The organism is Rugamonas sp. FW305-51 (assembly GCF_058786935.1).
Genome location: NZ_JBYSZG010000054.1, coordinates 1 through 13,365, shown reverse-complemented (window position 1 = coordinate 13,365; position 13,365 = coordinate 1). Strand labels below are relative to the sequence as shown.

Below are 13,365 nucleotides of genomic sequence, written 5' to 3'. Positions count from 1 at the left end.
TGCGCGCAGTTTGCGCACCGCGCGTACTACGATGCGGGGCCGGCGGAAACGTCGATTGCTTAACATATGATTCAAACCGGTCAGTCGTCTGTTCAGTAAAACTGTGCGCCGCATTGCATCCACCAGCCGTGAACAGCAGACAGGCGCGGCGCGGTATAGTCACCGCTGCTTGTCTTGTTCACCACTTTGTTGGCTGCCTTGCAAGCGCGCTCAAATAAGCACTTAACTCGCGTGGCGCACGCCCCGTTGACCGGGTCGTTCTTCACGCACAGCCTGCTATCCATTGCACCACATCGGCGCCACGCCGATGGGCCGGCGCACAGAAAAATTATAGTTCACCGGGCCTTTTCGCAAAAAAACAACGGCGCTCGCCGGGGACGGGGAGCGCCGCTCGCGCCCGACGCGATCGACCGTGAAAACGGTGCGCCGCGAGGCGTCATGGGAGATGGGAATACTCTACCTGCAGGCGCGTCAGTTCGGCGCACAGTTGCGCGAACGCGGCAGCGGTCGGCTGCGGCGCGCCCTTCACGCCCAGCTCGATGTGGCGGCGCGTGGTGGCGTCGCCCACGCTGGGCAGGCTGAAGACCTTCACGCCGGCGTACTGCGCTTCCAGCGCCTCCATCAGCGGCGTCAGCGCCGACTCGGCCGTGCCATACACCAGCACCGACTGTTCGCTGTGCGGGGCCTGGTGGAACAGGTGGGCGTAGTGGTGGTCCAGCACCCATTCGATCATGGGCCAGGCCATGACGGGGAAGCCGGGCACGAAATAATGCTGGCGCAGCGCGAAGCCGGCCACGTTGTTGTAGGGATTGGGAATGAGCTCGGCGCCCTCGGCGAATTCGGCCATCTTCAGGCGGTGCAGGTTCTCGGCCGACGCCAGGTCGGCCGGCTGGCCGCTCTCCTCGCCCATCTGGACGATGCGCTGCTGGATATTGCGCTTGCCCTGCTCGTGCATAACCAGCGGCAGGCCCAGCGCGTCGGCCGCCGCCTGGCGCGTGTGGTCGTCCGGCGTGGCGCCGATGCCGCCGCAGCTGAACACGATGTCGCCGCTGGCGAAGGTGCGGCGCAGCGTGGCCGTGATGCGGGCCGGGTCGTCGCCCAGCACTTCGGCCCAGTCCAGCTGCAGCCCGCGCGCCGCCAGCAGCTGCACTACTTTGGTGAAGTGCTGGTCGGTGCGCCGGCCGGACAGGATTTCGTCGCCGATGATGATCAATCCGATTGCCATGTCAGTCCTGTATAGAAAAGGGATGGGGCCGTGATACCAAAACGGTATCAGCCAGCCGCCGCGTGAATGTCCTGCATGGGGGGCGCCGCGCGCAGCTGGTGCAGTGCCTCCAGGCAGTACCAGGCGAACCACAGCCCGGTGAAGATGAAGATCACCACATACAGCCAGATCGAGGCCGCCGCCAGGAAGGGGAACAGCACCACCGACAGGGCCGTGCCGCCCAGCCACAGCATGCCCGGCACGGCGCCGGCCAGGCCGGAGACGACGCCGATGGCCAGCAGCGGCCAGCGGTGGCGCCGCAGCACTTCGGCCCGCTCCTCGGGCGTGGCATGGTCGGCCAGCGTGTCGTACACCATCACGCGGCAGGTGAGCCAGCCCCACAGCATGGTCTGCACCACGACGGCCAGCGGCGGAAACGCATACAGGGGCAGGGTCAGCAGCCACAGGCCGATGAACACGGCCATGCCGGCCAGCGCCGTCAGGGCGCTGCCCAGCAGGCTGCCGCCGTGCTTGTGTTCGAGCTGGCCGTAGCGGCGCCCGGCCACATGGCGCACGATGGCCGGCATGGCCGCCACGCCGATGAACACCAGGGCCGTCAATATCATCAGCGGCAACAGCAGCAGCATGGCGATCATGGGCACCACCACCGTCTTCAGCATGCCCAGGCCCAGCGCGGTGAGCAGGCTGCTGCTGTAGGCGAAGCCGTCGTACTGGACGAACAGGGCGTGCAGGGAGTCGATCAGCGGCTGCAGGCCCGCGTACAGCAGCCCGGCCCACAGCACGACGGCCAGCACGAAGGGCAGCACGCTGAGCAACAGTATGCGGCCGTGCAGCTGCGACATCCAGGCGCGGCCATAGGACCGCATCAGCGCGCCCATCAGCGCGCCATCCCGCGCGGCGCGGGCATCAAGAGGTGTGACATGGTGTATGCGTTTCCATTCCAGGGTGGTGGCCGGCCCATGCCGGCGACGCCAGGGGATGATACCCCAGCATGGCCGTTTTTGGCGGGCCGCGGCCGCTTGTTCTACAATGCGGGATTATTGTCAACGACATCACCAAGGAAAACCATGTCCACCATCACCACCGCATCGGGCCTGCAATACATCGAACTGACCGTCGGCGAAGGCGCCGAAGCCAAGGCTGGCCAGAACGTCACCGTGCACTACACCGGCTGGCTGCGCAACGACGACGGCAGCAAGGGCCCGAAGTTCGATTCGAGCAAAGACCGCAACGATCCGTTTGAATTCGCCCTAGGCGCCGGCATGGTGATCCGCGGCTGGGACGAAGGCGTGCAAGGCATGAAGGTCGGCGGCGTGCGCCAGCTGATCATCCCGGCCGACCTGGGCTACGGCTCGCGCGGCGCCGGCGGCGTGATCCCACCGAACGCGACCCTGATCTTCGACGTGGAACTGCTGGGCGTTTAAGCCACCACTGCAGTCGTTCCCGCGCCGACGGGAACGACGACCATGCATTGCGGACGCCCCGACGGGCGCCGCAGCATTGCCTTCCCGGCGGCCCACTCCGCGCCCGCCGTCCTTTACGCTGCCCGGCCCTTCCTTAGCGTTGCCCGGCCCTTCCTCAGCGTTGCCAGCCCCGCCGCAAGGCCTCCAGTTCCGCCCGCGGTTCCAGCATGTCGCCCACGATGCGCTGATCGATCGCTTCCAGCAAGGCCATCGGCATGTCCGCCCCGCCGTGCTTGTAGTTGCCCATTTGCGGCATCGGTTTGCCGCCCTGCACCAGCACGGGGATGCGCCATTCGTCGCTGGCGCGGCAGGCCAGGCCCGTCAAGTCCTGGCCGCTGCCGGCCAGCGTGAAGGTACGGCAGTAGCTGCCCTCGCGCGACAGGAAGCTGAGGCCGATCCGCACTTCGCTGGAAGCCGTGGCGGCCCCGCCCATCTGCAGGCTGAGGGAAGAGGCGAGCGCGCCCTGCGCGGCCAGCACGCCGTCGTGGCTGGCCACGGCCGTGACGGGCGGCGCCGGTCCCAGCCAGGCAGGTTGCCAGCGCGCCAGGCCGAACTTGCCGGCCGCCACCCCCACCACCAGCACCAGCACCAGGCTGCCCCATTCCAGCCAGCCCCACGGGCGCCGGCGCGCGCGGCGGGCGGCGCTGTGGTTGGCGGCCCGGCTGGCCCGCACGGCGTCGAGCTGGACCACGTTGGCGCCGCGCCGCGCCCGTACGCCCTCGCGCGGCGCCTGGGCCGCATACTGGCCGCCGCGCATGGCGCGGAACTGGGCCACGCGGCGCGCCACGCTGTCATCCAGCCGCATGGCTTCCTCGACGGCGCGGCGGGTGGCCTCATCCAGTTCGCCGTCGGCATACGCAATCAGGGTCTCGTCCGAAAAACTCATGATTCTGTCCTCGCTAGTACAGATCATAACCCTTTGCAGGGTCATGCGGGCGCGCCGCTGATGCCCGCGCCACGCCTTTTTTGGCGCCGCGCCAGGCGCCGCCACGCAAGGCGGCGCGTGGTGCAGCGCCGCATAAAGCCCGCCAGCAAAGGCGGTTTTTGCCTGTCCTGCGTCGCTTAGCAGCTACTGTATGGCTTCCTTCAGCGAGAAACCATTACATTTAACAATATTTATGCTAATCTGCGCGCTCTATTAACCAAGGAGGTAGTAATGAAAAAAGGCGAATTGATTGCAGAATTTGCGAAACGCACTGAAGTGTCCGCTGCTGCCGCCAACGGTGCGGTGAACACTCTGATCGCCATCATCACCGAGCGTCTGAAAAAAGGCGACACGGTAGGCATCACCGGCTTCGGCACCTTCTCCGTTGCCAAGCGCGCCGCCCGCAAAGGCCGTAATCCTGCAACCGGCGAAGCGATCAAGATCGCCGCGTCGAAGACCCCGAAATTCTCCGCTGGCGCGACCCTGAAGGCCGCTGTCAACCCGAAGAAGAAGTAATAGGCGTCATCAAGAAGACGTTTCAGGACAGCCAGGGCGAGGCAGACTGTGCGTGTGCACAGCAAGGCGCATCGGCACGACCATATGCTTTTTGAAATGACTTGAGTGCCTGTCCAGGCACCGGCGAGGGCGGTTCAGGGCGCAAGCCCTGGCCGCCGTTCTGTTTTGTGAGCCGCCCTCAGGCGACGTCCATCAGCGCCAGCAGCACCAGCTTTTCGAACTCGGGCGCGAAGCGGCGGATGATGTTTTCCGGATCGCGCGCCAGCGCGTCGTCCGTCACGATGCCGAACTGCACCCCGCCGTTGTAGCTGAGGATGGACACCCCCACCCCGATATCGCCCGACTGCGGCACCCAGAACATCACCTGGTCCAGCTGGCTGCCGGCCAGATACAGCGGCGTGCGCGGGCCCGGCACGTTGCTCATCACGGCCGTCGCCTTGCGGGCGAAATAATTCTGGATCTCGTTTTGCACCTGCTTGGGGGTGGCGCCCAGCACGCCCAGCACCGACATGGCCACCAGCGCCGTGTAGCCGCCCTTGAGCTCGTCCATGCGGCGCCGCACTTCGCGCAGCCGCGCCACCGGGTCCTCGATCCCCACCGGCAGCACCAGCGGCACCAGGCCGAAGGCGTTGCCCAATTTCTGGTGGCCGTCCGCCTTGCGCAGGTTGACCGGCACCATGACCCGCACTTCGCAGCCTGGCGCCACCGTGTCGCCGCAGGCGCGCAGGTAGGAGCGCAGGGCGCCGGCCACGCTGGCCATCAGCACGTCGTTGATCGAGCAGCCATACGCCTTGCTGATGGCCTTCACTTCCGACAGCGGCAGCGGTTCGCTCCAGGCCACGTGCTTGCGGCCGTTGGGCTTGCCCTTCAGGCGGGTCGTGCTGTCGGCCTCCATGGTGGTCAGCTTGACGGCGTCCATGGCCAGCTTGGCGGCCGTCTGGCCCAGTTCGCCGATCCGGCCCACCATCTGCGGCATGTCGGTCCACAGGCGCAGCGACTTGAGCCACATGGCCGACGACAGGTCGATGGCCTTGACGGTGGTGGCCGTGATGGGCAGCAGGATCTGCTCCCATGGATTTTCCTCGGCCGCCGCCACGGCCACCTCGGACGGCCGGTGCGGCTGGCTGTCCGGATGGGCGCCGAACATGGACATGAACACGCCCACCAGCGCCACGCCGTCGGCGATGCAGTGGTGGATGCGCACGATCAGGGCCTGGCGCAGCTTGCCGTCCTCGCCCACGCAGTTGTCGATCAGGTGCATCTGCCACAGCGGCAGCACCGGGTCCAGCGGCTGCTGCGACAGCCGGCCCACCAGCGCCTGCAAGGCCGGCTTGTTGCAGCCGCCGTCGGCCGCGTCGTTCAGCCGCAGGTGCACCACGTGGTCGTCCAGGTTCACTTCCTGCTCCTGCCACCAGGCGCCGGCCAGGTCCGTCACCACCCGGCTGCGGAAGCGCCGGTAGGCCAGGAAGCGGGTGGTCAACGCCTCCTTGAGGCCGTCGAGGGCGATGGGCTGGCTCATCATGGCCACGCCCACGATCATCATCTGGTTGCCCTCCGAATCCATCCTCAGCCACGCCGTATCCACGGTCGACATCTTCTTACGGCCAAACAAGGCTTTGGACAACATTCGAGCATCTCCTCTAAGGTTTGCGGACATTTTTTTGTATTATGTCGCTGATCGGGATGTCAATGCGCTAAGTTTTTATAGTGACATTGCTCTAACAACAATATCTGCAACATTTTTCAGTCCACAGGAGCCGTTATGAGTTTACAAGAGCAATTCGCGCAGGCGCAGCTTGATTCCAAAAATCTGTCCGAGCGTCCGGACAATATGACCCTGCTGAAGATCTACGCCCTGTTCAAGCAGGCCAGCAGCGGCGACGTGGACGGTGCGCGCCCCGGCTTTACCGACATGGTGGGCCGCGCCAAGTATGATGCCTGGGCTGCGCTCAAGGGCAACAGCCAGGATGAAGCGAAACAGCAATACATCGATCTGATCGAAGAACTGAAGGGCTGATCACGCCCCAGCGGGGAGCGGGCGGCCAGCCCCTCCCCTGCCCTCCCCGGCGGCCGTTCAGGCCTTGCCGCCAAACACCTTCTGCATGTTTTCCGCCACCTTGTGCTCGATCTTGTGCGAGAACGCACTGAACAGGAATCCCAGCTTGATCTGCATCTGGGCCTGATGCTTGTGCAGCGTGAGCGAACCGGACACGCCGCTGCGCTCGAAGTGCAGCACATCGCCCTGCCAGTTGCATTCGATGTCGAATTCCTCGGCCATCTGCTCGGCCACTTTTTCTGCCGCTTCGCGGGCTTTCTTGTGTGACAGGTGGTGCTCCTGCACGATGTTGATGTCCGCCATCTGGCCTTCCTCACTTGTTGAACCAGCCGTCATGATGCCAGCTGAGACCGCGCCGCGCCAGTCCCCGGGCTAGTGCGGCTGCCAGCCCAGCACGGCCAGCAGCGTGGCGAAGCCCACCACGTAGGCCAGCGCCACATGCCAGCCGTGGCGCAGCCACAGCAGCACGGAACGCGCTTCCGGATACTGGCCGCTGAGCGCCACGCCGGCCGAGGAACCGAACCAGATCATGGAGCCGCCAAAGCCCACCGCGTAGGCCAGGAAGCCCCAGTCGAAGCCGCCCTGGCGCAGCGCCAGCGCCGTCAGCGGGATGTTATCGAACACGGCCGACACGAAGCCCAGCGCCAGCGCGCTGTGCCAGGAGGCGGCCGGTAACGCCTGCACCGGCATCAGCGAGGCCGACCAGACCAGGGCCAGCAGGAACACGGCGCCGCGCAGGGCGGCGGGCAGTTCGTGCCAGTCGGGCCGGCGCCACAGGGCGGTCGCGCCCAGCACCAGCCAGACGGCCGCGCCGAGGAAGGGAAACACGCCGGTCCAGGCCGGGAAGCGTACGCTGAGCAGCACATTGACCAGCACCGCCGCCGCCAGCACGCCGGCCACGATGGCCACGCGCGCGCCGTCGATGCGCACCCCGGCCGGCGCCTCCTTGATGATGGGGCTGTAGGCCTGCTGCTGGTGCGCGGCCGGCAGCGCGCACACCAGCAGCGCCACCCCGGCCGCCACATAGGCATGCAGCACCTGCAGCGGCGCCACGCCGGCCAGCCACATCATGGTGGTGGTGGTGTCGCCCACCACGCTGCCCGAACCGCCCGCGTTGGAGGCGGCCACGATGGCGGCCAGGTAGCCGATGTGCACCTTGCCGCGGAATACGGTGCGGGCCACGGTGCCGCCGATGATGGCGGCGGCGATGTTGTCGAGGAAGCTGGAGATGAAGAACACCAGCACCAGCAGCATGAACGGCCCCTTCCAGTCGTCCGGCAGGTAGTCGGGCAGCCGGTCGGGAATGCGGCTGTGCTCGAAATGCCTGGCCAGCAGGGCAAAGCCCAGCAGCAGCGCCAGCAGGTTGGCCAGCCCCACCCACTCGTGGCCGGCATGGGCCAGCAGGCCGGCCACGCCCGCCCCTTCGCCGAACGGCGCCCACAGCACCTTGTAGGCGCTGATGACGAGCGCCCCGCCCAGCGCCGTCAGCATGGTGTTGACGTGGCTGAAGGCGACCATGGCCAGCACCACGGCGAACAACAGGAATTCCAGCGGGATGCCGGCCAGGGCGGGCGTGACGGGATGGGGCATGCGGTCTCCGGAAAGGTGCGCCGGTTGGGCCGGCTGTCGGGTTTGGTCTGGATTCTAGCGCATCGCCGTCAAGGCACGCACCTTTGCGCCAGCGCAAACGCGATCGCACCTGGCGGCGCGACCATGGATCCCATGCACCGGACGCAGGCCGCCCGGCAGTCAGGGAGAACCATCATGGACCAGAAAGTGATCGTGCCGGTGGAAGCCGTGCTGACCAAAAGCGTGGCGCTGCCGGTCGGCTATGTCCCCACCCCATCGGCCCCATACCGCCAGCACCGCAAGACCATCCAGATGATCCAGCAGCCGGGCCCGCCCCGGCCCAGCGAGCAGGTATCGCCCGTGTTCCCGCCCGGGGTACGGGTGCTGATCTGGAAACAGGACCCGTCCGTCACGGACCTGGGCACGCGCAAGAGTTTCCTGCCCGGCGTGATCCTGCAGGGCCCGCGCGACGCCCGCATCACCTACGGCACGCCCGGCATCGCCCCCGTCAGCCCGAACGCGTTCGGCGACTTCATCCTCTCGCCCAACAGCGACCAGTTCGACGCCGTCCACACCTTCGCCATCGTGCGCCAGACCCTCACCATGTACCAGCGGGCGCTGGCGGCCGGCGGCACGGAGGCGCCCCTGCCGTGGCAATGGAACAGCCCCGGCAACACGGACGCGCTGCAAGTGTTCCCGCACGGCCTGCCCAATGTAATGAACGCCTATTACAGCCGCTCGGACCGGGCCCTCAAGTTCGGCGACTTCGTGCCCAACGGCGCCACCGACCGCATCTACACCTGCCGCTCGCTCGACATCGTGTCGCACGAAACGGGGCACGCCGTGCTCGACGGCCTCAAGCCCCAGTGGCTGCTGTCGACCAACCCGCCCCAGACGGGCGGCCTGCACGAATCGTTCGGCGACCTGACGGCCATCTTCCTCACCCTGTCCCAGCTCGACCAGGTGGAAGCGGTGATCGCCCAGACCAAGGCCAACCTGCACGACAAGACCTTCCTGGCCGACATGGCCGAACAGTTCGGCCTGGCACTGGGGCGGCCCAACGGCCTGCGCAACGCCGACAACGACCTCAAGCTGTCGGAAGTGGGCAATGAAGTGCACGCCATCTCGCAAGTGTTCACGGGCGCCGTGTACGACATCCTGGCCGACATCTTCGCCTACGAACGCCACCCCGGCCTGAGCGACGACGCGGCCGTGCTGCACGACGTGGGCGACTACCTGCGCAGCCTCGTGCTGCGGGCGCTGGTGGCCGCGCCGGACCAGGGCGCCACCTACGCCGACGTGGCCAACCAGATGCTCACCCTCGCCGCCACCGACGGCAAGCCGGTCCAGTACCGCAATTTCATCCGCGACCGCTTCAGCGCGCGCGAAGTGCTGCGGGCCCCGGCCACGGCGGGCGCCGATCACGTGGCCGGTGAAACGCTGGCCGCCCACGTGACGGACCAGCCGGGCCGGCTGCAGGACCGGCGCGCCTGCTGCGGCACCATGAACCACGCCGACTACGCCGACCTGGAAGGGGTGCTGGAACTGGAACGCCAGGCCCTGGCCACGTGGTGCCGCGACTACGGTTGCGGCGGCGGCGGCAACGGCAAGTGGCGCGACGAACCGGCCACCAGCGAGGAAGCGGGCACCGGCACCCAGCAATGAACAGCGCCGGTGCAATTGGCGCAACCAGCGCAACCAGCGGCGCCGGCGCCACCGGCGCACAGTCACCCACCAAGGAGAGAGCAGGCATGAAGATACTAGCGACGGCCCAGGGCGGTTTTTCCGGCAAGGGCGAACACTACGAGATCGACACCAGCACCAGCGCCCAGGGCAAGGCGCTGGAGGCGGCGCTGAGCCACGACAACTTCTTCGCCGCCCCGCCGGCCGCCACGCCGGCCGTGGGCGCCGACCTGCTGCACTGGACCATTACGGTCGACGACCGGGGCCGGCGCCACAGCGTGTCGTTCTGCGAAGACGGCCGGCCGGCCAACCAGCGCTGGCAACAGCTGCTCAACCAGATCCGGGCCGCCGCCTGATCCGCCGCCTGAGCCGCCGCCTGATGCCCAGGCCCGCCGCCTGATCGCGGCATTCTTGACCGGCATCATCGCCCCGTCCGCCCGGACGTGCTAATGTCGCCCTCCAGCAGAAAAAAGTAGCCGCTGTCACGCCGCCGGCCACCGCGCCGGCGGCGCGCCGTCGCGCGTCAGCTCGCATCGGGAACGAATTTGCTTATAGGTATTGTATATAAGCGCAATTTGTGAGAAGCAGCGAATTACCTTAAAATACAGTGCTTTGCTGAAGTTGGCATGGCCGACTCGACGCCGCTGACGGACCAGCACACCAACATTGATAGGACTGTTATGACCCACGTTGTCACCGAATCTTGCATCAGCTGTCGTTACACCGATTGCGTCGATGTTTGCCCGGTCGATTGTTTCCGCGAAGGCCCGAATTTCCTGGCGATCGACCCTGACGAATGCATCGACTGCGCCGTGTGCGTGGCCGAATGCCCGGTCAATGCCATTTTTGCTGAGGAAGACGTGCCGTCGGACCAGCAGCAATTTATCAAGATCAACGTCGAACTGGCCCGCAACTGGCCATCGATCACCAAGACCCACGCCGCCCTGCCGGAAGCCGAGCAGTTCAAGGACGTCAAGGAAAAGCTGCACCTGCTGGTACGCTGATACGGCGTTCCGTTTTCGCGTCCGGCACGCGCCGGCTGGCAGGCAGCAACAGGCAGTGTTCAGGCGTATCTGCCGCGTGCGCGCGGCACGCCCTGTTGTTGCCTGACCAACATTGAAACAACAGGGAAAATCGTATGCAAAGCGTCACCGCCACCACCCCACCAGGCAGCGTCATCGAAGCCGATGCCGTCATCATCGGCGCCGGCCCGGTCGGCCTGTTCCAGGTGTTCGAACTGGGCTTGCTGGAAATCAAAGCCCATGTGATCGATTCCCTGAACGCGGTGGGCGGCCAGTGCGTGGAACTGTACCCGGACAAGCCCATCTACGATATTCCCGCCGTGCCCTCGTGCACGGGCCAGGAGCTGACGGACAACCTGCTCAAGCAGATCGCCCCGTTCGATCCCACCTTCCACCTGGGTCAGGAAGTGACCGTCGTCGAACGGCGCGAAGATGGCCGTTTCAACGTTGAAACGAGCACCGGCACCCGTTTCCTGGCCAAGACCATCTTCATCGCCGCCGGCGTCGGCTCGTTCCAGGCCCGCACCCTGAAAGTGGACGGCATCGAACAGTTCGAAAACAGCCAGCTGTTCTACCGCGTCAAGGACCCGGCCCTGTTCGAAGGCAAGAACCTCGTCATCTGCGGCGGCGGCGACTCGGCCCTGGACTGGGCCCTGAACTTCGTCGGCAAGGCCGAGTCCGTCGTGCTGCTGCACCGCCGGGAAGACTTCCGCGCCGCGCCCGCCTCGGTGGCCAAGATGAAGGCCCTGTGCGAAGCGTATGAAATGCAGCTCATCATCGGCCAGGCCACCGGTTTCGAAACCCGCGATGGCAAACTGTCCGATCTGAAGGTGACGGGCGCCGACGGCGTGACGCGCCGCGTGCCGCTCGACATGCTGCTGGTGTTCTTCGGCCTGTCGCCCAAGCTGGGGCCGATCGCCGATTGGGGCCTGGACATCGAACGGCGCCAGCTCAAGGTGCAAAGCACGGAAAAGTTCGAAACCAACGTGCCCGGCATCTTCGCCGTGGGCGACATCAACACCTATCCGGGCAAGAAAAAGCTGATCCTGTCGGGCTTCCACGAAGCGGCTCTGGCCGCTTTTGGTGCAGCGCCATACATTTTCCCGGACAAGAAAATTCACATGCAATACACGACCACCTCGCCCAAGCTGCACAAGGTGCTCGGCGTGGAAACACCCGTCTTCGACTAGAAATCCGGCATCGGCCTGGCCGGTCGTCCTACATAAAAGCAGCGGAAACGCTGCTTTTTTTTATTCTGGCTGCGTTATGATGGCTTACGGAGCCAAAAATTCGCTCATTCCCACGCGGAAACAGCAGTATCATCCTGCAAGGTACCCGCAAATCAAGGCCAGGTTGCCTTTCTTGCAGGAATCCCGAAATGCTTTACGACACGAACAAATATCCTATAATTGGTCTATGATGTAATAGTGTTGGTGCGCTGCACCATCCTCACTGCCGGGAATATCTATGCTCTACCAACTGCACGAAATGCACCGTTCGTTCCTGACGCCCTTGATGCATTGGGCCGACGCGTCGTCCAAACTGTTTACCAATCCCGTCTCGCCGCTGGCGCACACGCCATTCTCGCAGCGGATCGCGGCCGGCTATGAGCTGATGTACCGTTTGGGCAAGGATTATGAAAAGCCGGCGTTCGAGATCGACAGCACGGAGATCAACGGCGACCAGGTAGGCATCATCGAACAAGTGGTGCAGACCAAGCCGTTCTGCCGCCTGATCCATTTCCGCAAGGACTTGAACGAGAAGGCGCTGCGCGCCCTCAACCAGCCCAAGGTCTTGCTGGTGGCGCCCCTGTCGGGCCACCACTCGACGCTGCTGCGCGACACCGTGCGCGGCCTGCTGGTCGAGCACGACGTCTACATCACGGACTGGACGGACGCACGCATGGTGCCCGTGTCGGCCGGCCCGTTCCACCTGGACGACTACATCTTCTACGTGCAGGAATTCATCCGCCTGCTGGCGCCGGACCTGCACGTCATTTCCGTATGCCAGCCGACGGTGCCGGTGCTGGCCGCCATTTCGCTGATGGCCTCGGCCAACGATCCCAAGCTGCCCAAGACCATGACCATGATGGGCGGCCCGATCGACCCGCGCAAATCGCCCACCCAGGTCAACAACCTGGCCACGGAAAAGAAATTCTCGTGGTTCGAGAACACGGTGATCTACTCCGTGCCGCCGAACTACCCGGGCTTTGGCCGCAAGGTCTATCCTGGCTTCCTGCAGCATGCCGGCTTCATCGCCATGAACCCGGGCCGCCACGCCCAGAGCCACCGCGAGTTCTACATGCACCTGGTGGAAGGCGACGACGAGCCGGCCGACAGCCACCGCAAGTTCTACGACGAATACAACGCCGTGCTCGACATGCCGGCCGAATACTACCTGGACACCATCAAGACCGTATTCCAGGAGTTCAGCCTGCCGAAAGGCACATGGCTGGTGGGCGGCAAGCCCGTGCGTCCGCAGGACATCAAGACGGTGGCCCTGTTTACGGTCGAGGGCGAGCTGGACGACATTTCCGGCGCCGGCCAGACCCAGGCCGCGCACGAACTGTGCAGCGGCATCCCGGCCGACATGCAGCAAGACTTCGTGGCGCCGCAAGCGGGCCACTACGGCATCTTCTCCGGCCGCCGCTGGCGCGAAGTGATCTGCCCCAAGATTGGCGAGTTCATCCGCAAACACGGCTGATCCCGTTCCCCACCCAGCCCCGGCCCGCCGGGGCATTTTTTTGTCCGTCCGCAATCTAGCCAAGCGGAAGCCCGGCACCCGTTGCCTGAATCAGGACGCGCGTCAATGGGTGTAAATGAGGTCGTGAAAATGGGGACGCCCATTAGCCGCCCGCTGTCAAGGGACGAATTAAGGCTTCCGTGCTGGCGTGGCACAGGGTAGTT

Annotated in this window: 14 protein-coding genes; 8 read left to right on the top strand and 6 right to left on the bottom strand. The window is 65.4% G+C overall.

The annotated features are described in order from the left end of the window. Positions 1-436: 436 nt before the first annotated feature. Together AC3WOS_RS24985 and AC3WOS_RS24980 are read right to left on the bottom strand one after the other, a co-directional pair. Positions 437-1,225 carry a competence/damage-inducible protein A gene (locus AC3WOS_RS24985; RefSeq protein WP_492719567.1) on the bottom strand — a complete coding sequence of 263 codons (789 nt, stop codon included), beginning with the start codon at positions 1,223-1,225 and terminating at the stop codon, positions 437-439. 47 nt (positions 1,226-1,272) lie between these two features. Continuing rightward, entirely contained in the window at positions 1,273-2,103 is an 831-nt protein-coding gene (locus tag AC3WOS_RS24980) for an EI24 domain-containing protein (RefSeq protein ID WP_492719565.1), read from the bottom strand. 189 nt (positions 2,104-2,292) lie between these two features. On the opposite strand from AC3WOS_RS24980, the gene AC3WOS_RS24975 reads away from it, so the two are divergent. Next, positions 2,293-2,649 carry an FKBP-type peptidyl-prolyl cis-trans isomerase gene (locus AC3WOS_RS24975; RefSeq protein ID WP_492719563.1) on the top strand — a complete coding sequence of 119 codons (357 nt, stop codon included), beginning with the start codon at positions 2,293-2,295 and terminating at the stop codon, positions 2,647-2,649. A gap of 154 nt (positions 2,650-2,803) precedes the next feature. On the opposite strand, the gene AC3WOS_RS24970 is transcribed toward AC3WOS_RS24975, so the two are convergent. Continuing rightward, positions 2,804-3,574 carry an anti-sigma factor family protein gene (locus AC3WOS_RS24970; RefSeq protein WP_492719561.1) on the bottom strand — a complete coding sequence of 257 codons (771 nt, stop codon included), beginning with the start codon at positions 3,572-3,574 and terminating at the stop codon, positions 2,804-2,806. A gap of 270 nt (positions 3,575-3,844) precedes the next feature. Here AC3WOS_RS24970 and AC3WOS_RS24965 point away from each other — a divergent pair, with 270 nt between their 5' ends. Then, positions 3,845-4,129, top strand: a complete 285-nt coding sequence (locus AC3WOS_RS24965; protein ID WP_173594266.1) for an HU family DNA-binding protein — start codon at positions 3,845-3,847, stop codon at positions 4,127-4,129. 178 nt (positions 4,130-4,307) lie between these two features. Here the strand turns inward: AC3WOS_RS24965 and AC3WOS_RS24960 are convergent, their stop codons facing one another. Beyond that, positions 4,308-5,756: a wax ester/triacylglycerol synthase family O-acyltransferase gene (locus AC3WOS_RS24960; RefSeq protein ID WP_492719559.1), complete on the bottom strand. Its 1,449-nt coding sequence runs from the start codon at positions 5,754-5,756 to the stop codon at positions 4,308-4,310. Between the two features lie 135 nt (positions 5,757-5,891). Between AC3WOS_RS24960 and AC3WOS_RS24955 the strand changes: the two genes are divergently transcribed. Beyond that, a complete protein-coding gene (locus AC3WOS_RS24955; protein WP_492719557.1) occupies positions 5,892-6,146 on the top strand; it encodes an acyl-CoA-binding protein in 255 nt (84 codons plus the stop codon). A gap of 57 nt (positions 6,147-6,203) precedes the next feature. On the opposite strand, the gene AC3WOS_RS24950 is transcribed toward AC3WOS_RS24955, so the two are convergent. Both AC3WOS_RS24950 and AC3WOS_RS24945 read right to left on the bottom strand, forming a co-directional pair. Beyond that, positions 6,204-6,488 carry a polyhydroxyalkanoic acid system family protein gene (locus AC3WOS_RS24950; RefSeq protein WP_492719555.1) on the bottom strand — a complete coding sequence of 95 codons (285 nt, stop codon included), beginning with the start codon at positions 6,486-6,488 and terminating at the stop codon, positions 6,204-6,206. 69 nt (positions 6,489-6,557) lie between these two features. After that, complete coding sequence (locus AC3WOS_RS24945) at positions 6,558-7,775, bottom strand: citrate transporter (protein ID WP_492719553.1); 1,218 nt, start codon at positions 7,773-7,775, stop codon at positions 6,558-6,560. A gap of 174 nt (positions 7,776-7,949) precedes the next feature. Between AC3WOS_RS24945 and AC3WOS_RS24940 the strand changes: the two genes are divergently transcribed. The 5 genes from AC3WOS_RS24940 to AC3WOS_RS24920 all read left to right on the top strand — a co-directional run bounded on the left by AC3WOS_RS24940 (position 7,950) and on the right by AC3WOS_RS24920 (position 13,162). Next, positions 7,950-9,419, top strand: a complete 1,470-nt coding sequence (locus AC3WOS_RS24940; RefSeq protein WP_492719551.1) for a hypothetical protein — start codon at positions 7,950-7,952, stop codon at positions 9,417-9,419. An 86-nt stretch (positions 9,420-9,505) separates the two neighbouring features. Then, positions 9,506-9,793 (top strand): protealysin inhibitor emfourin, encoded by a 288-nt coding sequence (locus AC3WOS_RS24935; protein ID WP_492719549.1) that lies wholly within the window; start codon positions 9,506-9,508, stop codon positions 9,791-9,793. 324 nt (positions 9,794-10,117) lie between these two features. Continuing rightward, entirely contained in the window at positions 10,118-10,441 is a 324-nt protein-coding gene (fdxA, locus tag AC3WOS_RS24930; RefSeq protein ID WP_492719592.1) for a ferredoxin FdxA, read from the top strand. 134 nt (positions 10,442-10,575) lie between these two features. Beyond that, positions 10,576-11,649, top strand: a complete 1,074-nt coding sequence (locus AC3WOS_RS24925; RefSeq protein WP_492719547.1) for an NAD(P)/FAD-dependent oxidoreductase — start codon at positions 10,576-10,578, stop codon at positions 11,647-11,649. Between the two features lie 277 nt (positions 11,650-11,926). Further along, the gene (locus AC3WOS_RS24920; protein WP_492719545.1) at positions 11,927-13,162 is read left to right on the top strand and encodes a polyhydroxyalkanoate depolymerase; all 1,236 of its coding nucleotides are present in this window, start codon (positions 11,927-11,929) and stop codon (positions 13,160-13,162) included. The last annotated feature ends 203 nt before the right edge of the window (positions 13,163-13,365 follow it).

Bases quoted from the DNA above. Each gene is read 5' to 3' on its own strand.
- AC3WOS_RS24935 (WP_492719549.1), top strand. From the start codon at position 9,506: ATGAAGATACTAGCGACGGCCCAGGGCGGTTTTTCCGGCAAGGGCGAA.
- AC3WOS_RS24985 (WP_492719567.1), bottom strand. From the start codon at position 1,225: ATGGCAATCGGATTGATCATCATCGGCGACGAAATCCTGTCCGGCCGG.
- AC3WOS_RS24950 (WP_492719555.1), bottom strand. From the start codon at position 6,488: ATGGCGGACATCAACATCGTGCAGGAGCACCACCTGTCACACAAGAAA.
- AC3WOS_RS24940 (WP_492719551.1), top strand. From the start codon at position 7,950: ATGGACCAGAAAGTGATCGTGCCGGTGGAAGCCGTGCTGACCAAAAGC.
- AC3WOS_RS24980 (WP_492719565.1), bottom strand. From the start codon at position 2,103: ATGGGCGCGCTGATGCGGTCCTATGGCCGCGCCTGGATGTCGCAGCTG.
- AC3WOS_RS24945 (WP_492719553.1), bottom strand. From the start codon at position 7,775: ATGCCCCATCCCGTCACGCCCGCCCTGGCCGGCATCCCGCTGGAATTC.
- AC3WOS_RS24920 (WP_492719545.1), top strand. From the start codon at position 11,927: ATGCTCTACCAACTGCACGAAATGCACCGTTCGTTCCTGACGCCCTTG.
- fdxA (WP_492719592.1), top strand. From the start codon at position 10,118: ATGACCCACGTTGTCACCGAATCTTGCATCAGCTGTCGTTACACCGAT.
- AC3WOS_RS24965 (WP_173594266.1), top strand. From the start codon at position 3,845: ATGAAAAAAGGCGAATTGATTGCAGAATTTGCGAAACGCACTGAAGTG.
- AC3WOS_RS24970 (WP_492719561.1), bottom strand. From the start codon at position 3,574: ATGAGTTTTTCGGACGAGACCCTGATTGCGTATGCCGACGGCGAACTG.
- AC3WOS_RS24925 (WP_492719547.1), top strand. From the start codon at position 10,576: ATGCAAAGCGTCACCGCCACCACCCCACCAGGCAGCGTCATCGAAGCC.
- AC3WOS_RS24975 (WP_492719563.1), top strand. From the start codon at position 2,293: ATGTCCACCATCACCACCGCATCGGGCCTGCAATACATCGAACTGACC.
- AC3WOS_RS24955 (WP_492719557.1), top strand. From the start codon at position 5,892: ATGAGTTTACAAGAGCAATTCGCGCAGGCGCAGCTTGATTCCAAAAAT.
- AC3WOS_RS24960 (WP_492719559.1), bottom strand. From the start codon at position 5,756: ATGTTGTCCAAAGCCTTGTTTGGCCGTAAGAAGATGTCGACCGTGGAT.